General features: G+C 52.9%; 19 protein-coding genes and 5 tRNA genes. 7 read left to right on the forward strand and 17 right to left on the reverse strand.

Going from position 1 to position 22453, the window contains the following annotated elements:
• Window positions 1-14 precede the first annotated feature (14 nt).
• The 5 genes from WBG83_RS16195 (at window position 15) to WBG83_RS16215 (ending at window position 7225) form a co-directional block, all read left to right on the forward strand.
• Entirely contained in the window at window positions 15-1790 is a 1776-nt protein-coding gene (locus WBG83_RS16195; RefSeq protein ID WP_336746230.1) for a sensor histidine kinase, read from the forward strand.
• A 21-nt stretch (window positions 1791-1811) separates the two neighbouring features.
• The gene (locus WBG83_RS16200; protein WP_336746231.1) at window positions 1812-3425 is read left to right on the forward strand and encodes a response regulator; all 1614 of its coding nucleotides are present in this window, start codon (window positions 1812-1814) and stop codon (window positions 3423-3425) included.
• A 233-nt stretch (window positions 3426-3658) separates the two neighbouring features.
• A complete protein-coding gene (locus WBG83_RS16205) occupies window positions 3659-4579 on the forward strand; it encodes an ABC transporter permease (protein ID WP_336746233.1) in 921 nt (306 codons plus the stop codon).
• A gap of 59 nt (window positions 4580-4638) precedes the next feature.
• The gene (locus WBG83_RS16210) at window positions 4639-5598 is read left to right on the forward strand and encodes a carbohydrate ABC transporter permease (RefSeq protein ID WP_442955845.1); all 960 of its coding nucleotides are present in this window, start codon (window positions 4639-4641) and stop codon (window positions 5596-5598) included.
• An 85-nt stretch (window positions 5599-5683) separates the two neighbouring features.
• On the forward strand, window positions 5684-7225 hold the full coding sequence (locus WBG83_RS16215) for an ABC transporter substrate-binding protein (protein ID WP_336746234.1): 1542 nt from the start codon (window positions 5684-5686) through the stop codon (window positions 7223-7225).
• A gap of 527 nt (window positions 7226-7752) precedes the next feature.
• Here the strand turns inward: WBG83_RS16215 and WBG83_RS16220 are convergent.
• Together WBG83_RS16220 and WBG83_RS16225 are read right to left on the reverse strand one after the other, a co-directional pair.
• Window positions 7753-8388, reverse strand: coding sequence for a YigZ family protein (locus WBG83_RS16220; RefSeq protein ID WP_336746235.1), 636 nt, complete (start codon window positions 8386-8388; stop codon window positions 7753-7755).
• Window positions 8389-8524: 136 nt separating this feature from the next.
• Window positions 8525-9877 (reverse strand): glucose-6-phosphate isomerase, encoded by a 1353-nt coding sequence (locus WBG83_RS16225; protein WP_442955846.1) that lies wholly within the window; start codon window positions 9875-9877, stop codon window positions 8525-8527.
• A gap of 130 nt (window positions 9878-10007) precedes the next feature.
• Here WBG83_RS16225 and WBG83_RS16230 point away from each other — a divergent pair, with 130 nt between their 5' ends.
• Window positions 10008-11279: an NAD(P)-binding domain-containing protein gene (locus tag WBG83_RS16230; RefSeq protein ID WP_336746238.1), complete on the forward strand. Its 1272-nt coding sequence runs from the start codon at window positions 10008-10010 to the stop codon at window positions 11277-11279.
• 195 nt (window positions 11280-11474) lie between these two features.
• Here WBG83_RS16230 and ppnP read toward each other — a convergent pair whose 3' ends face one another.
• From ppnP to WBG83_RS16250, 4 genes are all read right to left on the reverse strand, one after another.
• Complete coding sequence (gene ppnP, locus WBG83_RS16235) at window positions 11475-11792, reverse strand: pyrimidine/purine nucleoside phosphorylase (protein WP_336746239.1); 318 nt, start codon at window positions 11790-11792, stop codon at window positions 11475-11477.
• Window positions 11793-11892: 100 nt separating this feature from the next.
• Complete coding sequence (gene tkt, locus WBG83_RS16240) at window positions 11893-13902, reverse strand: transketolase (protein ID WP_336746240.1); 2010 nt, start codon at window positions 13900-13902, stop codon at window positions 11893-11895.
• A 224-nt stretch (window positions 13903-14126) separates the two neighbouring features.
• Window positions 14127-15008: a formyltetrahydrofolate deformylase gene (purU, locus tag WBG83_RS16245; RefSeq protein WP_336746241.1), complete on the reverse strand. Its 882-nt coding sequence runs from the start codon at window positions 15006-15008 to the stop codon at window positions 14127-14129.
• A gap of 121 nt (window positions 15009-15129) precedes the next feature.
• Window positions 15130-16251, reverse strand: a complete 1122-nt coding sequence (locus tag WBG83_RS16250) for a deoxyribonuclease IV (RefSeq protein WP_336746242.1) — start codon at window positions 16249-16251, stop codon at window positions 15130-15132.
• Between the two features lie 135 nt (window positions 16252-16386).
• Between WBG83_RS16250 and WBG83_RS16255 the strand changes: the two genes are divergently transcribed.
• Window positions 16387-16821 (forward strand): DUF2621 family protein, encoded by a 435-nt coding sequence (locus WBG83_RS16255; RefSeq protein WP_442955847.1) that lies wholly within the window; start codon window positions 16387-16389, stop codon window positions 16819-16821.
• Between the two features lie 96 nt (window positions 16822-16917).
• Here the strand turns inward: WBG83_RS16255 and WBG83_RS16260 are convergent, their stop codons facing one another.
• From WBG83_RS16260 to WBG83_RS16310, 11 genes are all read right to left on the reverse strand, one after another.
• A complete protein-coding gene (locus WBG83_RS16260; protein WP_336746243.1) occupies window positions 16918-17229 on the reverse strand; it encodes a hypothetical protein in 312 nt (103 codons plus the stop codon).
• A 391-nt stretch (window positions 17230-17620) separates the two neighbouring features.
• A complete protein-coding gene (locus tag WBG83_RS16265; RefSeq protein WP_336746244.1) occupies window positions 17621-18046 on the reverse strand; it encodes a chemotaxis protein CheW in 426 nt (141 codons plus the stop codon).
• Between the two features lie 29 nt (window positions 18047-18075).
• Window positions 18076-19647, reverse strand: a complete 1572-nt coding sequence (locus tag WBG83_RS16270) for a methyl-accepting chemotaxis protein (protein WP_336746245.1) — start codon at window positions 19645-19647, stop codon at window positions 18076-18078.
• A 351-nt stretch (window positions 19648-19998) separates the two neighbouring features.
• Window positions 19999-20964: a tyrosine-type recombinase/integrase gene (locus WBG83_RS16275; protein WP_336746247.1), complete on the reverse strand. Its 966-nt coding sequence runs from the start codon at window positions 20962-20964 to the stop codon at window positions 19999-20001.
• A 142-nt stretch (window positions 20965-21106) separates the two neighbouring features.
• Complete coding sequence (locus WBG83_RS16280; RefSeq protein WP_336746248.1) at window positions 21107-21235, reverse strand: hypothetical protein; 129 nt, start codon at window positions 21233-21235, stop codon at window positions 21107-21109.
• A gap of 23 nt (window positions 21236-21258) precedes the next feature.
• Complete coding sequence (locus WBG83_RS16285; protein WP_336746249.1) at window positions 21259-21417, reverse strand: hypothetical protein; 159 nt, start codon at window positions 21415-21417, stop codon at window positions 21259-21261.
• 163 nt (window positions 21418-21580) lie between these two features.
• Window positions 21581-21663: transfer RNA gene (locus WBG83_RS16290), tRNA-Leu, on the reverse strand.
• Between the two features lie 13 nt (window positions 21664-21676).
• A tRNA-Lys gene (locus tag WBG83_RS16295) sits at window positions 21677-21749 on the reverse strand.
• A gap of 27 nt (window positions 21750-21776) precedes the next feature.
• Window positions 21777-21848, reverse strand: a tRNA-Glu gene (locus WBG83_RS16300).
• A 382-nt stretch (window positions 21849-22230) separates the two neighbouring features.
• Window positions 22231-22319: transfer RNA gene (locus WBG83_RS16305), tRNA-Ser, on the reverse strand.
• A gap of 12 nt (window positions 22320-22331) precedes the next feature.
• Window positions 22332-22407 (reverse strand) — tRNA-Asn (locus WBG83_RS16310).
• Window positions 22408-22453: the final 46 nt, after the last annotated feature.

Below are 22453 nucleotides of genomic sequence, written 5' to 3' on the forward strand. Positions count from 1 at the left end.
TCGGGAGGGTTATCATGAACGTCCGCCGCTCTGTCCGTTTCAAGATTGTCATCGGCTTTCTGCTCGTTATCGGTCCGCTGGTATTGTTCCTGCTTTACCACAACATGTACGCAACCGGTGTAGTGCGGGACCAAATTTCTTTAAACTACAGCAAGCTGCTCACCGAATATGTAAAGGGAACCGATAACATGTTGCGTGAATTTGATTATTACTTGTTCCGGCTCGAGCGCGATCCGGACCTGATTGTCATGAAAGCGTTTCCTCCGAGTTCGGACGATTATGTGCTCGCCAAACAGCGGCTGTTAAATAAATATTTGACCGATATCGGCTACTACAGCACCGTCAATTCCCTCTTCCTGTACTCCCGGACCAACAAGGACATCCTGCTGGCGACACAGGAAAACAACTTCTATTACGAGCGTACGGATACGCTGCGCCGGCTGGTGGACCAGGCCCTTCCTTCCAGTGAAGCCGGATTGCTCCGTAAAAAGTGGCTGATTCTGCAGTCAGGCGATCAGAAGCTGCTCACCCAGTTTATGGAGATGGGCGAAGGTATGGTCGCCGGGGCTTTCATCCGGCTCGACAGTCTGGCCCTGCCTCTTCGCAGCTGGGATGTCGGAGAAGGGGGCGGCGTGCTGATTACCGATTTGAACGGTACCCCGCTGACCACGCAGTTTTTCCCGCCGGAGCGGTTTGATCATCTGCAATACAAGCTTGAAGCCCCCGATACGCCTTACCAAATGGCTCAGGCTTCGGACACGGAGGAGCATTTCCTGCTCGTCAGCCAAACGTCCGATTATGCGGATATCCGGTATACGCTCATCGTGGCCGAGAACAACATGCTGCGCAACCTGCCCTACCTGCAAAAGACGATTTACATCATTCCGCTTGTCGTCGGCTTTGTGCTTATTTTGTTTCTGGCCTTTCTGCAGCGGGTGCTGCTGACCCCCATGGCGCAAATTATACGCGGCATGCGCCGGATCGGGCAGGGTCGGCTGGATGTCCGGCTAGCGCCCGGCACCTCTTCCTCCTCTGAGTTTGACTTCATGCTGAGCACCTTCAATGAGATGGCCCGCCACATCGAGAATCTCAAAATCAGCGTGTATGAAGAAAAGCTGCGGGTGCAGAAGGCCGAGTTCAAGCATTTGCAGGTTCAAATCAACCCGCATTTTTATATGAACTGCCTGAACATCATCTATAATCTGGCCGCCCTGCAGGACTACAAGGCCGTGCAGCACATGTCCCTGCATCTGGCGGATTATTTCCGGTTTATTATGCTGTCCAACCGGAGCACCGTCACGCTGGCCGACGAGCTGAAGCATATCCGCAACTATCTGGACATCCAGCTGCTGCGTTTTCCCGACATGATGTCCTATGACGTACAGATGCCCGATCACTATGCAGGCTTCTTCATTCCGCCGCTGCTCATCCAGCCTTTTGTAGAAAACGCGGTGGTACACGGCTTCAAATCCCGCCGCCGTCCGTTCCGTATCGAGATTACAGCCGGCCCCGCGCCGGATTTGCCCGCGCCGTTTATGCTCATTTGCGTCACGGATAACGGGCCGGGCTTCCCGCCGGAGCTGCTGGCCGAGCTGAATTCGCAGGCGTACTACGACCAGTCCGCAGAGCACCATATCGGCATTTGGAATGTGCTGCACCGGCTGAGAATGCAGTTTGACGAGGCCGCAGAGGTGCAGTTCAGCAACCGGGAAGGCGGGGGCGCAGAGGTCCGTCTGCTGCTTCCTCTCCCGGCTGTGCCGCTTGAAGCAGACAAGGCCGTATCGTCTTGAATAGCCTAAGGAGGATACCGTATGTACCGATTGCTTGTCGTGGATGATGAACCGATTGCCGTGCGCGGAATTACCCGGGGCATTAACTGGAATGATCTAAATGTAGGTCTGGTCCTGGAGGCGCTGGATGTAGAGGAAGCCAAGCTGCTGCTGAAGGAGCAGCAGGTGGATATCGTAATCTCCGATATCGAAATGCCCGGAGAAGACGGACTGAATCTGCTGTCGTGGGTGAAGCAGCACTCTCCGGGTACGGAGACGATTTTCCTGACAGGCCACGCCAACTTCGCTTATGCTCAGAAAGCCGTTCAGCTCGGCAGCTACGACTATATTCTGAAGCCCGTCGATCACGCGCACTTGAAGCAGATTGTCGCCGGCGCCATTCAGAAGCTGCAGGCCGAGCGGGAGCAGCAGCAGTGGAATGAAATGTACAAGTCCTACTACAAGCAGTGGCAGGATCAGCTGCCGTCCTTGGTCGAGCGGTTCTGGCTCGATGTGCTGGAGGGTCGTATTCCGCCGCTGCAGGAAAGGCTGGAGCGCGATTACGGCACATACGAGCTGCCGCTGTCTGCCGGCAGCAAGCTGCTGCCCATCTTGCTTAGTGTGGAGGCATGGCAGGCGGAGTGGAGCGCCAAGGATGAGGACATTATGGAATACGCCCTGCGCAAGGCGGCAGGCGAGCTTATTTTGCATGAGTATCCGGGCTGTGTGTTCCCGCACCGGAGCGGCGGTTACAATCTGGTGCTGCTGTATTTGCCGGATGCACCTGAAGCGCTGCTGCCGCAGGACGTTCTGAAGAGGCGCTGCCGGGAATACATCGAAGCGTGCCGGAGCTACTTCTACTGCGGAATTTCATGCTATATCGGCGAATCCGCCACAGCGGCCGGACTGCCGGAGGCGGTCCATAGATTGCTGGAGGCCGAGCGCCGCAACATCTCGGGCACAGCCGACGTCGTTTGCCTGCAAGAAGAGAAAACCGGCGGCAGCGCGGCACCGGCCCCCTTCCCCTTGTTTACCGACTGGATTCCGCTGCTGGAATCCGGTCAGACTGCCGAGGTGCTGGCCCGCCTCGACAGCCATATGGACATCCTTGAACGAGACGGGGATGCCGAATCGCTGGAGGCGCTGTATTTCAGCCTGCTCCATGCCGTGTACCAAGTCGCCCTCAAAAAAGGACTGTCCGTACGGGGCCTGCTCCCCGATCAGCTGAAGCCGGACAGTCCGGCCCCGGCCCGCTCCGTGCCGCAGCTGCGCGTCTGGGTCATCCGGCTGGCCGAAGCGTTCACCGCTTATCTCGGCAGCTGCGCCAAAAGCGATTCAGCAGTAATCGCCAAGGTGAAGCAGCTGATTACCGAGCAGCTGCATACCGAGCTAAGCCGGGAGGAGCTGGCCTCCCGGGTCTATTTGAATCCGGCGTATTTGTCCCGGCTGTTTAAGAAGGAAACCGGTGCCTCGCTTTCGGAGTTTGCACTGCAAACCCGGATGGAGGAAGCACGCAGGCGGCTGTCCGGCAGCCACGATAAAATTAGCAGCATTGCCGAAGCGGTCGGCTACACACACTTTTCCCATTTCGCCAAAATGTTCAAACGGGTTACCGGCCTCTCTCCGCAGGATTACCGGAAGCTGCATCAGGACTAATCGTCCGGTATGCAGCTTTTTGTTCTTTGAGAAAGTCACATTCGTGTTCATCAGGTCACGACACTGGCAGAAAAAGGGTGACCCAGGCAGCTACAATGAATATACGGATGCGGCAGGCTGTGTATAAGGCAGGCATTCTCCCAGGCCTCCGGCTTGCCCGGCATCCCCAAGGAAATATCCGTTCAGCAGCTATCCTCTGCAATCCGGGGATAGACAAAAAGGAGACAGGCACGATGAACCTATCTTGGAAAAGAACGATCCGCAAATATTGGATATTTTATCTGATGCTGCTGCCAGCCTCCCTCGTTCTTCTCTTCAACAACTACCTGCCGATGTTCGGAGTCATCATCGCCTTCAAGAACATCAACTACGCTCAGGGCATTTGGAACAGCCCGTGGATTGGTTTGGACAATTTCACCTATCTGTTTTCCACCGAGAAAGCCTGGATCATTACCCGCAACACGATTTGCTACAATCTTATTTTTATTGTGCTGAACCTGGTGGTGGCCGTCGCCTTCGCCATCATGTTCAATGAAATGCGCAGCAAATGGCTATCCAAATTTCATCAAAGCGCCATGTTCCTGCCGTTTTTCCTTTCCATGGTCGTGGTCAGCTATCTGGTATTCGGCTTCCTTGGCCCGGAGCACGGCTACCTGAACAAAACGCTGCTGCCGCTGCTCGGCAGCGATATCATTGAATGGTACTCCGATCCGAAGTACTGGCCTTACATTCTTCCGATCGTCAACACGTGGAAATCCATCGGCTATTACACCGTTATCTACATGGCAGCCATAATCGGCATCGATCAGGAATATTACGAAGCCGCTTTGATCGACGGCGCCTCCAAATGGCAGCAGATTAAAAGCATAACCGTCCCGCTGCTTGTGCCCGTCATGGTCGTCATGACACTGCTCCAAATCGGCCGGATGTTTTATGCCGACTTCGGCTTGTTCTTCCAGGTCACTCGGAATGCAGGCGCCATCTATCCGACAACCCAGGTCATTGACACCTATGTGTATCAAACCTTCCTCACCATGGGCGACATCGGTATGTCCTCTGCAGCCGGCTTGTATCAGGCGGTTGTCGGCTTCCTGCTGGTCATGGGCTCGAACCTGCTGGTCCGCAGAGTCAGCAAAGAAAATGCCCTGTTTTAAACGTCCGGAGAAAAACAAGGCCGGAGGATTCACCAACCTTTCAACAGGAGGAGAAACGCTTGAACACCCTTCAACCACAAACCAAGCGCAGCGCGGTAAAAGCATCCCCCCGGCCAAGCGCAGGACCGAATGCGCTGTCACGTCCGGCCAATCTGGTCGTCAATTCGTTCTTTCTGCTGTATTCGGCCTGCTGCATCCTGCCGCTGCTGCTCGTCGTCGCCGTCTCCTTCAGCTCTGAGCGGGATATCATCATTGACGGCTACACGTTCTGGCCGAGCAATTTCAGCCTCGACGCTTACGTGTTTCTGTTTAAGGACTGGCAGCAAATCGTCCGCTCCTTCGGCATCTCTGTGCTTATCACCGTAGGCGGCACCGCACTCAGTCTGCTGATGATGGCGCTGTATGCGTACCCGATTTCACGGACCGACTTCCCGCACCGCCGGTTCTTTTCCTTCTTCATGTTCTTCACGATGCTGTTCAACGGCGGTCTCGTGCCGTGGTATCTCGTATACACCCAGCTGCTGGATATGAAAAATTCGTTATGGGCGCTCGTCATCCCGCTGCTCGTGTCGGCCTTCTTCGTGCTCATCCTGCGGACCTTCTTCGAAACGACAGTTCCGGTCCCGCTGCTGGAGGCAGCCAAAATTGACGGCGCCAGCGAGCTGCGGATTTTTGCCCAAATCGTCCTGCCGTTATCCATGCCCGTGCTCGCTACAGTCGCGTTATTCCAAATGCTGAACTACTGGAATGACTGGTTTCTCAGCCTCGTCTTCATTACAGGCAGCAAAAACGTCAACCTGCAATTTCTCATGTATAAAACGATGCTGGATATTCAGTTCCTGACGACCAACATCCAGGCCGCGCAGGGCATGAGCCAGGGCGGAGGCATCATGAATCTGCCGACGGAAACCGTACGTATGGCGATGGCGGTTCTCGGTATCGGCCCGATTGTGTTCGCTTATCCGTTCTTCCAGCGCTTCTTCGTAAAAGGCCTGACCGTCGGGGCCGTCAAAGGCTGATGCGAAGCAGTCCATCCATTGAGGCAGCACCCGGCTACGCCGGTGTCATGCATATATTTCACTTTGTGATAGGGGGATTTATTCTGTGAAAAAGACCATGCGCATCGGAACGTTATCCTGCATTATGATGCTTACCGCTTCCATGATGCTGTCCGCCTGCGACACCTCCACCAGCTCCACAGGCAGCCAAAGCACGCCGGCGGCTGCAGGCGATGGAAATAAACAGCTGGCGACCATCAAGCTTGTGTACCCGGGAAGCCCCCAGGCCGATGAGGCCAAAATCGAAGAAGCCATTAACCAGAAGCTGGCGTCGACCTTAAATGCGAAGCTGGACATTATGCCGATTGACTGGGGCCAATGGGAAAACAAAATCAACCTCATGATTGCCTCACGCGAGCCGGTGGACATTATTTTTACCGCCCAGTGGAATGGTCATGCGATTAATGTATCCAAGGGTGCTTTTCTCCCGTTGAATGACGACAGCCTCCCGAAACACGGGAACCTGCTGAAACAGTACGGCAAAGGCATCACCGATTCCCTCGATCCGATCTTCCTGGAAGGAGCCAAAATCAACGGTAAAAACTACGGCGTACCAACCAACAAAGAGCTGGCTGCACAGGGCGGTGTCATATACCGCGAGGATATCGCCAAGGAATTGAACCTTGACATGTCCAAGGTGAAAAAAATTGAAGATCTCGAAGCGGTGCTGAGCGCCGTCAAAGAGAAAAAGCCCGAGCTGACTCCGCTTTTCCTGCGGGACGGGGATAACCTGAACTCCCACTATTTCTCCCAGTACGATTATCTCGGCGATTCGACAATTCCCGGCGTGATTTTGAAGGATGATACCAGCACCAAGGTCGTGCCGAAATATGAGCTTCCGCGCTACAAGGAGATCGTCAATGCCACACGTAACCTGATGAAAAAGGGACTCGTGAACAAGGATGCCGCCACCACTCCGCTTTCCGGGCAGGATGCGATGAAGGCCGGCAACGTCTTCATGATTACCGGTTCGTTGAAGCCGGGCAAGGATGCCGAAATGGCCAGCGTGATCGGCTTGCAGGGCAAGCTGAAGCAAATCGACATGACCGAGCGCACCATCTCGACCGGTGAAACCGCAGGCTCCATGCTTGGCATTTCCAGCGCTTCCGCCGATCCGGCCAAAGCGATGCAATTTATCAATCTGCTGCACACCGACAAAGAGCTGAACAACTTGCTCAACTTCGGTATTGAGGGCACGCACTATGTCAAAACCTCGGGGGACATCATTAAAGCAGGCCCGCAGTACAAAGGCTACTCCCCAGGTGCAGCATGGCAGTTCGGCAGCCAGTTCCTGAACTACATCTGGGATAACGAGGACCCGAAGAAATGGGAACAATTCCGCGCGTTTAATAAGGATGCCAAAAAATCGCCGGGCCTCGGCTTCACCTTCAATGCCGAACCGGTCAAGACGGAAGTCGCCGCCGCAGCGAACATTGTCAAAGAGTTCGATCCGGGTCTGGATACAGGTTCGGTAGAGCCCGATACCGTGCTGCCGAAATACATGGAGAAGCTGAAGGCCTCCGGCCAAGACAAAATTATTGCCGAGAAGCAAAAACAATTCGACAGCTACCTGAGCACAAAAAAATAACCGGCTGCTCGTCGTCTGATTGCAGCTTGATTCTAAACCTAAAGGCAGTGCCGCCGAGGAACGAAGCAGTCAGAGCCTATGTTCGTTTGTATACAAACAGCCGCCTTTAAGAAGGAATGAATGAATCCCCATTCCTTCCCGTCCCTGCTTCAAAGTATTCCGATTCCTTTACAGCACGACCATTACTTGCGGATGGAGCAGGATGAATAGGCAGCACTTTACGCATCCGGCTGGAGCTTCCAGCCGACGTTAGAGAGATTGATAGTGACAATATGAAGAAGGTTAGAAAAATAAAGCCAAGGCCCGGGACAATGCTTCCCGGGCCTTGGCTTTTGATGCAGTAATCCTTCAGTGGTACATGTACATCATGACATCATTCCATTCGTGGAATGTCCAGTGCATGTGGGACATTCCACGAGAGCAGCCTCCAATGCACAGTGCTTCCGCTGTAGGATTGGAGGGCGACCCGCATGGCACTTGCCGAAAAAACCGGGTAAGATTAGCCGTGCGCCTGGCAGGCTTCGATTTTATTCCACCGGATGCTCGACGTACTTCACCTCGCCCAGCTCAATTTGAGCCTGACCCTGCGTCAAGTCCGTCATCCAGGCGGCGAACCGCTCCGCCTCCGCTGCCAGCGGCAGCGCGAGGACCGTAACCTTGTCCGTGAATTCCGTCGGACCGGTCAGCACTTCGCGTCCGCGCAGCTCGTTGTCGACCTTGCCATGCCAGGTGTAATCGATAGCGATACGCACCTCCCGATGCAGCACCTGCCGAATCGGCTTAGCCGCCGCCAAGCCGGCGACGGCGCCGTCGGTGTACGCCCGAATGAGTCCGCCGGCGCCGAGCATAATGCCGCCGAAATAGCGGGTCACGACCACAACGACATTTTTCAAGCCCTGGTTCTTGATGACCTCAAGAATCGGTTTGCCTGCTGTACCGCTCGGCTCCCCGTCATCCGACTGCTTCTGAAACTGATCCCGTTCCCCCACGACATAAGCGGAGCAGTTATGAGTGGCCGACCAGTGCTCCTTCTTGATGGTTTCAATAAAGGCGATCGCCTCTTCCTCAGTGACTACCGGTTTTACATGGCCGATAAACCGCGATTTTTTAATCACAATTTCATCGGAGGCTTGCTGCTTGACGGTTTTATACTCCTGAAGCATATCTTCTCCTCCCTTCCACATTCGTTTTCCTGAAAAAATAACCGGGGAGCCTGCGCACACCTGCGCTCCGCTCCCCGGTCCGGGTCCGGGCTGCAGCTGCAGCAATCCGGCTGGTATTCGTATATATCGAGCGAGCTTAGCCTTTCAGGCGTGCTTCCAGCTCTGCTTTTTCCTTCTCGAAGCCCGGTTTGCCGAGCAGCGCGAACATGTTTTTCTTATACGCTTCTACGCCCGGCTGGTCGAATGGATTCACACCCAGCAGGTAGCCGCTGATGCCGCACGCTTTTTCAAAGAAATACACCATGTTACCGAACGAATACGCAGAAATGTCCGGCAGGGTTACGATCAGATTCGGCACGCCGCCATCTGTATGCGCGAGCATCGTACCCTCGAACGCTTTTTTGTTCACGAAATCCATTGTTTTACCCGCCAGGAAGTTCAGTCCATCCAGGTTTTCTGCGTCTTGGCCAATGACGATTTCTTCCGGAACGCGATCGATTTGAATAATGGTCTCGAACAGGTTGCGCGTACCTTCTTGAATGAATTGTCCCATGGAGTGCAGATCTGCCGAGAAATCAACGGAGGCCGGGTAAATTCCCTTGAAATCCTTGCCTTCGCTTTCGCCGTACAGCTGCTTCCACCATTCGGATACGAAGTGCAGCGATGGCTCATAATTGACCATGATTTCGATTGCTTTGCCCTTGCGGTACAAGGCATTACGAACAGCCGCATATTGGTAGCTCGGATTCTCAGCCAGATTCGGGTTCGCATACGCGCGGGACGCATCGGCAGCGCCCTGCATCATCGCTTCGATATCAATGCCTGCTGCTGCGATTGGCAGAAGACCTACAGCAGTCAGCACCGAATAACGGCCGCCTACATCATCCGGGATTACAAACGATTCGTAGCCTTCCGCATCAGCCAATGTTTTCAGTGCGCCGCGCGCTTTGTCCGTTGTCGCGTAGATACGCTTGCGTGCAGCCTCTTTGCCGTATTTTTTCTCCAGCAGGTCACGGAACAGACGGAATGCGACTGCCGGCTCCGTCGTCGTACCGGATTTGGAGATGACGTTCACGGACACATCCTTGCCTTCCAGCACCTGCAGCAGATGAGTCACATAGGTGGAGCTGATATTGTTGCCGACAAAATAAATTTCCGGCGTTTTCCGTTGTCCTTTAGGCAGGACATTGTAGAACGAATGGGTCAGCATTTCAAGCGCTGCGCGGGCGCCAAGGTATGAGCCGCCGATTCCGATAACTACCAGCGCGTCCGAGTCGGACTGAATGCGTTTTGCCGCCTCTTGAATACGGACAAACTCTTCTTTGTCATAATTGGTTGGCAGGTCAATCCAGCCAAGGTAGTCGTTGCCTGCACCTGTCCCCTGATGGAGCTGATCATGCGCAAGGCGCACCGGCGCACCAAAATAATCGACCTCATGCTGGCCTACAAATGTCAGCGCACGGCTGTAATCAAATTTCAACAAACTCATTCTACTCAAACTCCTTCCGGTTATCAGACTGGTCTATAGGTAAAACTGGTTCATGCTGGCAGGCTCCAGCTTTCAAAGCGCCATCGATTCATGTAAGATGAAGAAATAAAACAGCTAATGAGGTGAAGCAATGAAAACCATCGCATTTATCGGTCTCGGTGTCATGGGCTTGCCAATGGCCCGCAACCTGCTTAAAAACGGCTTTGAAGTAACGGTATACAACCGCACCGCCGCCAAAGCGGAGGAACTCGTCAGCATGGGCGCCAAAATCGCCGCAACCCCTGCAGATGCCGCCCGTTCGTCACAGCTGTTGATGACGATGCTCAGCAACGACGACTCCCTGCTGGATGTATTTCACCGCGAGCAAGGCATTATGGAAGGCCTGCATCCCGGCCTGACCATCATCGACAGCAGCACCGTCGCCCCGCAAACAAGCCAGCAGCTGTATCGTGAGCTGCAAGCCCACTACGTCGACTTCCTGGATGCTCCTGTAACAGGCAGCAAGCCGGCTGCCGAAAGCGGAACGCTTCTGTTTATGGTCGGCGGTGACCGTGAGGTTCTGGAGGACAATGAGGTTTACCTGCAAGCCATGGGCCGAAAGGTCATCTATATGGGTCCTTCAGGCTCCGGCTCCTACGCCAAGCTGGCACATAACACGATCGTCGGTATCAACGCGCTGGCCCTATGTGAAGGCATGTCGATGGCGGCCAAAGCCGGGCTTGATCCGGTTGATTTCCTGGAAATTGTCCAGTCCGGCGGTGCGGCCAGCAAGCAGGCCGAGCTGAAGGGCGAGAAAATGATCAACCGCGACTTCAGCACCCAGTTTTCCTTAGAGCTGATGCATAAGGACTTGCGTCTGGCCAGCATCCTCAACTCCGGAATGGGAGTAACGACGCCGCTTCTGAATTTGGCCCAAAACATTTTCTCCATGGGCTTCACGAAGTCCAATCCGGCTGACGATTTGTGCGGGGTCATCCAATGCTATGAAGAATGGATGGGGGCCCGGGTCGAGCAGGCCGCCGCCAAGGTCAACAGCAGCTATCCCTCCAATGTGACAGATCGGCGCCGCAATATGCGCGTCACTTTGAACATTCAGCTCCAGTTGTCTGTCTACCAATGGGAGAAGGAAGGCGCCTTTTCCGGCCAAAACATTGACGGCGTGCTGCACGATTTGTCCGAAAGCGGCATTCAGATCGCCTCAACGTTTCCGCTGGCCAAAGACATGTTTATCGTCATCCATTTCCCGTCCGAGGCTGAGCTTCCGCCCATTACAGCCAAAATCATCCGGATTGAGTCAGAGGCCGATGGTTTTCATTATGGTTGTATTATCGCCGGATTGCCGCCAGTATACCGCAGCAAGCTGGAGCAGTACATCGCACTGCATCTTGAGCAGCTTGCCTGAGCATAATTCCGTCCTTAGGAGAGAGGAAGCGGCTGAGCCAGCCGCTTCCTCTTTTGACATCCCCTGAAGCTAGAATCACAGCCTGAGACTGCTTATTGCAATCGGCCATACCAGCCGCCGCCCTTGCCTTGGTCCATACTGTCATGCAGCTATCATGGCTGCCAACGATGCCGCCTTCGGTCCGGAGGAACGTTATTACTCCGCCAAATACGAGCAAATATAGTCGGTAACCGTCTCGATTTTCAGCTTGAACTTGGCATTAGCCGGAACAATGAACTCCCCGGTTCCGCTAATTTGCTTCCATTCGCTCTCGCCCGGCAGCAGTACGCTCAGTTCACCGGCTTGAATTTCCATAAGCTCTTTCAAATCCGTACCGAATTCATACTCTCCCGGCATCATGATACCAAGCGTTTTTTTCGTTCCATCTGCGAACAATACCGTGCGGCTCGTTACTTTTCCGTCGAAATAAATGTTCGCTTTCGTAACAACGGATACTTGATCGAATTGAGACATCAACGACAGCTCCTTTAAAATATGTAAAGAAAAAGCCCGAAGCTATCGAACGGTAGTTCGGGCCTTTCTATGTTAAATATACAAACGCTTCAAGCCGCGATTACAGCAGTGCTTTAACCTTCGCCACTACGTTTTCAACCGTGAAGCCGTACTCTTTGATAACAACCGGACCTGGAGCGGAAGCACCGAACTTGTCGATGGAAAGCACCGCGCCTTGGTCGCCTACGAAGCGATCCCAGCCGAAGGAGTGGGCCATTTCCACACCGAGACGTGCTTTAACGCCCGGCAGGATGACGGAATCCTTGTATTCTTGGGATTGCTTGTTGAACAGCTCGAAGCTCGGCAAGCTGATAACACGGACAGCAATGCCCTCTTCAGCCAATTTCTTCTGAGCGTCGATAGCCAGGGAAACCTCGGAGCCGGTAGCGATAATTTGCGCCTTCGGATTAGCAGCATCGGAGATCACATATCCGCCGCGGGAAATGTTCTCATGAGCCAGCTTGTCTGTGCCTTCCAGATTCGGAACAGCTTGACGTGTCAGGACGAGAGCAACCGGACCTTGTTTGTTGCTGACCGCATATTTCCATGCAGCAGCCGTTTCATTCGCATCCGCCGGACGAAGAACCGTGACACCCGGAATGATGCGCAGCGCAGCAAGCTGCTCGATCGGCTCGTGAGTCGGGCCATCCTCGCCTACGCCGATGCTGTCATGTGTAAAGACATAAATTGCAGGCACGTTCTGGATAGAGGCCAGGCGGATTGCCGGACGCAGGTAGTCGGAGAATACGAAGAACGTACCGCCGAATACTTTCAGACCGCCGTGAAGAAGCATACCGTTCACTGCAGCGCCCATTCCGAACTCACGCACGCCGAAGTATACGTTGCGGCCGCTGTAATCCTTCGCAGTCAGTTGTCCCAGGCCTTTCATGTGAGTCATTGTGGAGGACTCCAGGTCTGCGGAACCGCCGATCAGCGATGGAACATGGTTTGCAATTGCGTTCAGCACGATACCGGACGAGTTCCGGGTACCCATGCCTTTATCAGCAGGCGTGTAAACCGGAATATCCTTGTCCCAGCCTTCCGGCAGGTCGCCGTTGATGGCTGTTTCGAATTGCTGTGCCAGCTCCGGATATGCTTTTTTGTACGCTGCGAACTGCTCGTTCCAAGCGGCTTCTTGTTTGGCTCCTGCTTCTTTAATTGTCGCAAAGTGAGCGCGAACTTCATCCGGCACGTGGAAATGAGCGTTCTCGTCCCAGCCGTAAGCCTGCTTCGTCAGCTTCACTTCTTCTTCGCCCAGCGGGGAGCCGTGCGGTCCTACGTGTCCGCCTTTACCTGCTTTGTTCGGGCTGCCGTAGCCGATAACCGTTTTTACTTCGATGAGTGTCGGGCGATAGTCCGCTTGAGCCGCCAAAATCGCTTTGTGCAGAGCTTCCAGATCGTTGCCGTCTTCTACACGCAGAACTTGCCAGCCGTAGCCTTCAAAACGGGTTTGAACGTTCTCGGAGAACGAAAGGTTCAATTCGCCGTCAAGGGAGATATCGTTTGAATCGTACAATACAACCAGCTTGCCGAGCTTGAGGTGACCGGCCAGGGAAGCCGACTCGGAGGAGATCCCTTCCATCAGGTCGCCGTCGCCGCAAATGACGTAAGTGTGGTGATCGATTATGTTGTAGTTCTCTTTATTGTAAACTGCAGCCAGGTGAGCCTCTGCCATGGCCATACCGACAGCCATACCGAAGCCTTGACCGAGTGGTCCGGTTGTAGCGTCAACGCCCGCGGTGTGGCCTACTTCCGGGTGACCCGGAGTTTTGCTGCCCCATTGGCGGAAGTTTTTGATTTCATCCAGGGACAGGTCATAGCCGCTCAGGTGCAGCATGCTGTACAACAGCATCGAGCCGTGTCCTGCGGACAGAACGAAACGGTCGCGGTTAATCCAGTTCGGGTTGGATGGGTTGTGCTGCATGAATTTTGCGAACAATTCATATGCCATCGGAGCTGCGCCCATCGGCATGCCCGGGTGACCGGAGTTTGCCTTTTGAATAGCATCAATAGAAAGCGTACGAATGGTGTCGATGGAGAGTTGATCGATCGTTTTATTAGCTACCGTCATTCTTATAATTCCTCCTAAAATTGTTCACGTGTGCAAATGATGAGATTTTCAATTCATTGCCCTATTGTACCATTTGAAAACCCGCTTTTCCACCATTTCCATGAAACAACATCATAAAGATATTTTACAATCCATACAATAAACATTTATAAAAGACAAACGTTCGGTTTTGGTTCGGTTTTTACCCGTCCCCTGCTCAACCGAACGCTGTCCGCATACCGCTTTTAATTAAACACAACGGTTTTGTTATGATGAGTAATAATCCGGTCTTCCACATGCCATGCAACAGCGCGGGCTAGTACGATCCGCTCGATATGGCGGCCGATGCGTTTCAGGTCGGTGACATTGTCACGGTGGCTGACCCGCTGCACATCCTGCTCAATAATCGGTCCCCCGTCCAGCTCCTCGGTGACGTAGTGTGCCGTTGCTCCGATAATTTTGACCCCGCGGTCATAGGCCTGCGCATAAGGCTTGCCGCCTACAAACGCCGGAAGGAAGGAATGATGGATGTTAATCATGCGATTTTTGAACGCTTCGATAAAGGTTGGGGAAATAATCTGCATGTACCGGGCCAGCACCACTGCATCCACCTGCCCGACGGTCAGCTCCAGCTGCTGCGCCTCCGCTTCCTGCTTCGTTCCCGGGGTTACCGGAATATAATGATACGGGATGTTGAAGGCTTCCACAGCCTCACGCATGTCTTCATGGTTGCTGATGACCATCGCAATATCCGCTTGAAGATTGCCCGCCTTCCATTGCCAGAGCAGCTCCAGCAGGCAGTGATCCTCCTTGGACACGAGAACGGCCAGCTTCTTGCGGCGTGCCGCGGGTGAAATCGTATACTCCGCCTTCAAATCCCCCGCAACGACGGAGAAATCACGTTCGAGCGATTCCAGACGGTCTGCAAGATTCGTCAGATCAAACTCAATGCGGATAAAGAACATGCCGCCCTCAGGGTCCATCGTATACTGATCGGACTGTACAATGTTGGCCCCTGCATCAAATAAAAAGCGTGACACCTTTGCCACAATTCCCGGCTGATCCGGGCAAGAAAGCAGCATGCGTGCCCGCTCTTCCCCGGCTCCGTTCGTTTTCTTCTCGCTCATCTGTCTCTATCCTTTCTGTGCCAAGCCCGTGAAGCCTGCCGCGCATCGGGAATACGTCCGAGACGCGGCACTGATCGATGCCCATTCGGACATCAAATCGTCCTGCTCCATGAACAACGTCCTATTGAAATAATTGCTTGCCTGCAAACCAGGCGGTCAAGCGCTGATTAATCTGCTCCTCGCTGCGCTCCGCCAGCACCCGGTGCTCTGCCACGAGATCATACAAACGCTCCATCGGCTCGCGCCCGTCCGCCTTCTTAGCCTTGGCGTCTGTTTTCAGCAGCTCCCAGGTAGACAGCACGAACTGGCGGTAATCCACTTCCTGCTTCGTAAAGAAATGCTGCAAACGCTCAACATCCTCCAGAAATTCACCGCCGAACCGCTTCTCAACATCGCCGCGCAGCAGCGCTATTTCCGCTTCGTACATCGGACGGACCGTTTTGTCTTCCTTGCCGATCCACGGTGTTTCCAGAATAAACGGGCGGCCCTGAAGAGCATCGTGGTGAACGATACGGTGCATCGCCTCAAAGCCAATCCAGCCCGATCCAATCGGCGCATGACGGTCTTTGCCGGCGCCGCGCATGTTCTTGCTGTCGTTCAAATGGACAACCGCTATCCGGTCCAGACCTACCGTCCGGTCGAACTTGGCCAGTACGCCGTCAATATCATTTACGATGTCATAGCCCGCATCATGAACGTGGCAGGTGTCCAGGCAGACGGTCAACCGGCGGTTATCCTCCACCTGGTCCATGATGGAGGCGATCTCCTCAAAGCTTCGCCCAATCTCCGTCCCTTTCCCCGCCATTGTCTCCAGCGCGATGTTGACATCACATTCCTTCGTCCCCGCGATAACCTCGTTCAAGCCCTCTGCAATACGTTTTATGCCGTACTCGGCATCCTTATCCGTATAAGCGCCCGGGTGAAGCACAATATTTTGTACCCCGAGAAAGGCTGTGCGGCGGATTTCCTCCTGCAGGAACCGGACCGCCAGCTCGAACGTATCCTCTTTATAGGAACCGAGATTAATAATGTAAGGCGCGTGCACGACAATTTCATCAATGCCCTGTCCGGCCATTACTTCCCGGCCTTCTTCAATATATTGATCCTCGATCGGTTTTCGGCGGGTGTTTTGCGGCGCGCCGGTATAAATCATGAATGTGCTGGAGCCGTAAGACTCCGCTTCTTTTGCCGCATTCAGCAATCCCTTGTCCGAAAACGAAACGTGCGAACCGATTTTTAGCATCGTTTACTTCCTTCCTTATCGTAAGATAGCTATACGACATGCTGATAGCCATACGTCTCATTGTACCTGCAAACTCGAAATAAATCTAGAAATGCGGTATAATTTGGAGGAGTGCGAGTGAAAGGAGTTTTATCCATGGAAGCATCTGGCGGCTTTATGCTGTTTCTAATATTTTGGGGCTGTGTGCTGCTTTTTTTCATGTCCATCGGCGGTTATTTCATGTTCCGCAAATTTTTCAAGGTTCTCCCCATGGCGGACGGGAAGTCCAAGCTGGACTGGCAAAACTACTACGTGGACAAGTCACGGCATATGTGGACGGATGAAAGCAAAGCGTTTCTGGAGAAGCTTGTTTCTCCGGTGCCGAACGCTTTTCGGGACATCGCCCGTCACTCCATCGCCGCCAAAATCGGCCAGGTGGCACTGGAAAGCGGGGACCCGGAGGTTACGCGGGAGCACTGCATTCAAGGCTACATTCTGGCAACGCCCAAGCGTGATTACAAAAGCCTGATTCAGTTTCTGAACCGCGAGAATATCGACTATACCCCCTACCGGGATTTGCTGGAAAAATAACGCTGTTTACAAAAAAGAAGCCCTGCGCCCGAACACCGACGTCATCGTTTCCGATGCAGCCGGCCGCCGGCCAGGGCTTGTCATTTTACATCTGGGTCATTGCGAGAACAGTGCTCTGAACTGCTCTACGGTGAGTCTGGGGTCCATGGCGAAAGACACGTCCACTGACCGGCCATCCGAATGAGCAAACCGTCCCCCCTCCAGCACAAAGCCTCTTATTCTGGCTGTCTGCTCCAGCTCAGGAAACCGCTTTGCCGCGGCAACCGCCTCCACAGCGGTCGGAAATACGTGAAGCACCGTCTCCCCCCGGCTTGAGGCAAACGGCACATGTACGACGTGAAATCCGTTGCCGCCGCTTTTTACATACAATTCATACCCATGCTGGTACGCATGATAAATCTCTTTCATTGCCGCTCTCCTTTTCGTTTCGCACGGGCGTGTGTTGTTCCGTCCCGCTTCCGCCACTACTGTTCCGCTGCTGTTCCGGGCATGACCGCCTCGCTTGGTTGTTCCTTGGCCGGACAGGCTTAGCTTGCAAAGAAACATATATGGCTATTGTAACAAAAACAGCACCGCGCGCCCAGACAAATCGCTTTGCTGCGCTGGGCAAAGGCCCCTCCTCTGACTAGAGAATCAGAAGGACGCCGGTATGCCAGGCAGGAACAGCATTTCTCTCTGGCAAGAGAGCAGGGGATAGAAAACAAGGTCTCCACTCCCACGTGTACCGTGGTGTTGGAGACCTTGGTCTGATTACACTTACCGGAAATATCCCCATGCCTCGCTGGAGGCAGGTTCTTGTTTACTCACCCAGAATACGGTCCAGACTCAGGATGCTCACCAGCCCTGCATCGGTCCGCGCCATCCCAAAGCCCCCCCCTTCTCCGGAGCGGCCGTATCCATCCATCGGCGGCCCGACATCAGGAATAAATGAGACCCGATGCACCTGATCCACAATAAGTCCAGCCAGCTCATTGCGGAAGTTCACTACTACAATCCGGCTTGCCTTGGTTGCCGCGTGCTCCTGGAGGCCTAGTCGGAGACGCAGGCTGACAACCGGAATGATTTGGTTTCGCAAGTGAATAACGCCCTTCAAATACGCTTTACTGCGAGGAAGCACCGTAATATGCATCATTCGAATAATTTCACGGACATCGCCAATTGGAATCGCATAGCGTTCGTTGTCTAGCCCCACCTCAACATATTGATCCTGAGGAGTCACTTTCATGCGAGCACCTTCTTTTTTTCGATCGAAGATCAATTGATTTTGAAGAACGAGACGGATTGGTTCAGCCCTTCCGCCAGCTCCGCCAATGACTGGGCCGTCGCCGCGGTCTCCTCGCTGCTAGCCGCCGACTCTTCTGTTGCAGCGGAAATGCTTTCGACGGCAATCAGCACCTCTGAGGATTGTGCCGCCTGCTCTTCACTGGCCGCAGCAATCTCCATCACCTTTTGAGCAGTCTCATTCACCATAGCGGCAATGCTCCCAAACGCCTCTCCGGATTGGCGGGTGGATAACGCGCCGTCATTTACCGATTTGACGCTTTGACGGGTATTCTCCTGCATTCCTTTAATGATGAGTGTAATCTGCTTGGTGGCCTCACTGCTCCGTTCTGCCAGCTTACGCACCTCGTCGGCAACAACAGCAAAGCCTCTGCCTTGATCCCCGGCCCGAGCAGCTTCAATCGCGGCATTCAGCGCGAGCAGATTCGTCTGGTCCGCAATATCATCGATTACCTCGATGATATCCCCAATTTTTTGGGAATCCTCTTCCAAACGGGCCATCTGAACGTTCACCTGATTCATGCCCTCCACAGACGTCCGGACGATCTCTTCGCCGTTCTGGGCGATTTTGACCGTTGAATTGGAAAAATCCGCAGCCTGCTCCGCACTCCGGGCGACCGAATTAACCGCAATGGACAAATCCTTAAACAGTTCATTGATGGTTTGGGCGGCAGTAGCCTGACTCGTGCTGACACCGGCGATTTCCTCCGTGCTTGCAGAGATTTGCTGGGCTGCCGCAGCCACGCCTTGGGCCATACCCGTAATGCCGCTGACCGTCGCGCGGAGCTTGAGCACCATATCGTTAATCGAGACAGCCAGACGCCCTACCTCGTCCTTCGTACGGATATCCGTCGTCTCCCGCAGCTCGCCATTCGACACCTTGGCGACCAACTCCACGATCCGGTTCAATGGACGGGAAATCACCTGTGCAATGAAATAACCAAAGCCAATGCTAAATAGAAGCGAAATGACAATAATGGTCAGGGTCACATTCCGGGTAGACTCATATTCTTTGTCGGAAGCTTGATTGGCAGCTTCAGCCAGTTGATTGTTTATCTCAATTAACTCATTCAATAGGTTATTGACAATGTCGCCCTTTTCCTTCAATTCCCCGTTCAGCAGCGCCCTGAATTCCGCCTCATTTCCCGCATTGCTCACCTGAATGGCATTGTCCAGAGCCTTTGTATATGCTTGCCAGGCCGGAGTAAACTGCTTCAGCTTCTCATCCTCCTTCGGAGTCAGCTCCGTTTGGCGATAATGACTGATATTCGATTCCGTCTGATCGCGGAACATGATTGCTCTTTCCTGATATCCTTTCTTTTCCTGCGCAGTATCGGCCATATTCATATCACGCAGATTGATCCGGATTCGCTGGTACGAAACTTGGGCTTCCGCTATCATTTGAATCGGAACCAAATTATTTCTGTACATTTTATCCATGCTCTGATTCAATTTATCCATATTGCTCAGTCCAAACACACCGACAAAAGCCAGAATCATCGCCAACAAGACAAACGAAGAAATCAACTTTACTGATGTTTTCAAATTAAGAAACCACATATTCCCCACCCCGTTGTCATATTCTGTACTGCGTCTGCCTCTAAGCCATGAAACCGAGTGAATCCATATTCGCCTATAAAGAAGCGCTCCCCTTCCACCTTCACCCCCATGTCATAGTCAAAATGATACAAAAGCCCTCCTAAAACGGAGGAAGGTGGATCGTTCCCCTCTTGACAATAAGTCAAGCGAGCAAATAAATATTCATGTACAATAGATGTCGTACAATTCGTGTTGTTCGACATGATTATATAAAAAAACGATGTATTTCGACAATATCTGATTCCCATACTACCATAATGTTTAGGTTCACACTACCATATATTTGAAAATAAAGTGCTAAAGGATATATTCCTTCAGGCAATCTTCAACATAATCGGAAGCCGCTTTCTTGATTTGCTCTACTGTATGTATGTACCGCTGGGTCGTATTGATTTGGGCATGTCCAAGCATCTCCTGTACCTGCTGAATAGAAGCCCCGTTAAGCAGAGCTAACGTTGCATTCGTATGCCGCAGCCAGTGAGGTGTCAATTTCTTCTCCAGGCCGCTTTGTTCCCGTGCTGTCTGAATGATTCGTTCCACCTGTCTGACACTGATTGGGAATAGACGCTGCTGTCGCCCTTTCCGGGTTTTAAGAATAAAGCCGTGAAGAATGTTCCACAAGGATTGCGGCACCTTCACTTCCCGTTGTTTCCCCCCTTTTCCATAAACCACGGTAAGCCACATCGACGTTTCCAGCGGGTCCGTATGAAAATCTCCGACCCGGATAGCAACCAGCTCGGACACCCGCAGGCCTAATAAAACCAAGGTAACTCCCACCAGATAATCCCGTTCTCCTTGTAAGTAAAGCTGCTCAAACAGCCGCACCACCTCTTTCTTGGTCAAATAATGCTGGCTGCTGTTCACGCGCACCTTTGGGCTTCGGATACACGTTGTCGGATTGTGCGCAAACAGCCCAATGTTGGGATCGCTCCCCCATCGGTACAATGAACGCAGCGGGGCGATCAGATTCGATACAGTCGCTGGTGCCTGCGGTCGGCTGCTTTTGCTACAGAAGCCTTTCATAAGCCCAATCTTAAAAGCCTCGATCTCCCGCCATGTCGCGTCCTGCAGCGTTTTGGGAGCAATAAACTGCTGGAACTGATGAATCGCATTCGTATAATTACGCAGTGTATATTTTGAACGTTCGCAGATGCTGAGGAACATACTAATAATCTGCTCATCGGTAAACTTCTTCAGGTCTACGTCTTTAAGGTCCAAGTCTAGGTTTTCGGAGAGATAGAGTGATGTTACCGGCAAAGTCATTTGTCTGTATACCTCCCTTGTCTGTGTCGAACAACACGAATTGTACGACATCCATTGAATCGAGGATTCATTCATTTTGTCGAAACCTTTTTGGCTTGTATTGTTTTGCTTGCTTACCCCTTTATCTTCCTCTTGAAGGTCACTATAACTCAAGATTGTCCATTTTACAAAAATATAATCCGCACAAATCCACACCAACCAAATAAACCAAATAATCCTCCAGAATGTCCGCATTGAATGCGGCGCTGGAGGTCCTTACTGCATCAGCCATCCCCCTTGAGCCTGCAGCGTCTTCTATTTGTGCACAGCAATGCAATTAAATGCCAGTCCTTCTCCTGCCTCTTCGGCAATAACGCCAAACAGCTTGACCGTTCCTGTGCCCACCCAGCCTTTCATCATCATCGGACTCGTTATGGAGTAATATCGAACCGTGATCCGATTGTCTCCCGGCATCAATCATCACTCCGCAGGGAACGCCGCCGGCTATGGTATCCAAGCTCCCATCCGATCCGTTCGCCGCACACGCCTGTACATAGCGATAGAGGCTCTGGGTTCTGATGTATAGGCACAAAAAAACAGCCCTGCCGAAGCGAGACTGTTTTGTCTTTCATCATGATGCGGTTGAGAGGACTCGAACCTCCACGGGCGTAAGCCCACTACCCCCTCAAGATAGCGTGTCTGCCATTCCACCACAACCGCACAGTATATAATGTGAGCCATGTAGGACTCGAACCTACGACACCCTGATTAAAAGTCAGGTGCTCTACCAACTGAGCTAATGGCTCGTAGCTTCAAAGTCGTAACAATATTGATGACCCGTAGGGGATTCGAACCCCTGTTACCTCCGTGAAAGGGAGGTGTCTTAACCCCTTGACCAACGGGCCTTATTCAGAACATACAACTCTTAAGGCGACAAGTGTTATTATAGCGTATGAAATTAGGCTTGGCAAGTGGTAAAAATAGCCGAAAACGTCTGCTAGCAATTCACTCAAGGCCTCTTCGTTGAGCGGGAGCCTTACCCTATCCGAATCCATAAGCAAGGGTGCTGCCGGCATCAAAATATAAAGCCAGACTGCTTCGGATTGTACACGATAGCCCCTTTTGACATAACGGGGTGAAACGCTGTGCTTCAACAATCGCGCCGCTGCTGTGGTCGACCGACCGCCGTCATGCAGCGAAACACCGCGCACTGGGAGCTGCGCGCGCCTTGCCCCTGAATTTGAGGCATTAAAAAAACCGCTCTTGGCGGTTTATGCTTACATCATACGGAGAGAGAGGGATTCGAACCCTCGCACCACTTACGCAGTCTAACCCCTTAGCAGAGGGTCCCCTTATAGCCACTTGGGTATCTCTCCAAGAAAAAGAAATGGCTCCCCGAACAGGACTCGAACCTGTGACAACTCGATTAACAGTCGAGTGCTCTACCAACTGAGCTATCAGGGAACAACACTTACGATTTTATCATGAAGGAATTTCTTCGTCAAGTCTT

The sequence above is a fragment of the Paenibacillus sp. y28 genome (assembly GCF_037137075.1).
In the GTDB taxonomy this organism is placed as follows: Bacteria; Bacillota; Bacilli; order Paenibacillales; family NBRC-103111; genus JBBBNV01.

Bases quoted from the DNA above. Each gene is read 5' to 3' on its own strand.
- WBG83_RS16285 (WP_336746249.1), bottom strand. From the start codon at position 21,417: ATGCCGGGAGACAATCGGATCACGGTTCGATATTACTCCATAACGAGT.
- WBG83_RS16255 (WP_442955847.1), top strand. From the start codon at position 16,387: ATGGAAGCATCTGGCGGCTTTATGCTGTTTCTAATATTTTGGGGCTGT.
- WBG83_RS16230 (WP_336746238.1), top strand. From the start codon at position 10,008: ATGAAAACCATCGCATTTATCGGTCTCGGTGTCATGGGCTTGCCAATG.
- ppnP (WP_336746239.1), bottom strand. From the start codon at position 11,792: ATGTCTCAATTCGATCAAGTATCCGTTGTTACGAAAGCGAACATTTAT.
- WBG83_RS16265 (WP_336746244.1), bottom strand. From the start codon at position 18,046: ATGAAAGTGACTCCTCAGGATCAATATGTTGAGGTGGGGCTAGACAAC.
- purU (WP_336746241.1), bottom strand. From the start codon at position 15,008: ATGAGCGAGAAGAAAACGAACGGAGCCGGGGAAGAGCGGGCACGCATG.
- tkt (WP_336746240.1), bottom strand. From the start codon at position 13,902: ATGACGGTAGCTAATAAAACGATCGATCAACTCTCCATCGACACCATT.
- WBG83_RS16200 (WP_336746231.1), top strand. From the start codon at position 1,812: ATGTACCGATTGCTTGTCGTGGATGATGAACCGATTGCCGTGCGCGGA.
- WBG83_RS16280 (WP_336746248.1), bottom strand. From the start codon at position 21,235: ATGGCTGATGCAGTAAGGACCTCCAGCGCCGCATTCAATGCGGACATT.
- WBG83_RS16220 (WP_336746235.1), bottom strand. From the start codon at position 8,388: ATGCTTCAGGAGTATAAAACCGTCAAGCAGCAAGCCTCCGATGAAATT.
- WBG83_RS16195 (WP_336746230.1), top strand. From the start codon at position 15: ATGAACGTCCGCCGCTCTGTCCGTTTCAAGATTGTCATCGGCTTTCTG.
- WBG83_RS16225 (WP_442955846.1), bottom strand. From the start codon at position 9,877: ATGAGTTTGTTGAAATTTGATTACAGCCGTGCGCTGACATTTGTAGGC.
- WBG83_RS16260 (WP_336746243.1), bottom strand. From the start codon at position 17,229: ATGAAAGAGATTTATCATGCGTACCAGCATGGGTATGAATTGTATGTA.
- WBG83_RS16275 (WP_336746247.1), bottom strand. From the start codon at position 20,964: ATGACTTTGCCGGTAACATCACTCTATCTCTCCGAAAACCTAGACTTG.
- WBG83_RS16205 (WP_336746233.1), top strand. From the start codon at position 3,659: ATGAACCTATCTTGGAAAAGAACGATCCGCAAATATTGGATATTTTAT.
- WBG83_RS16250 (WP_336746242.1), bottom strand. From the start codon at position 16,251: ATGCTAAAAATCGGTTCGCACGTTTCGTTTTCGGACAAGGGATTGCTG.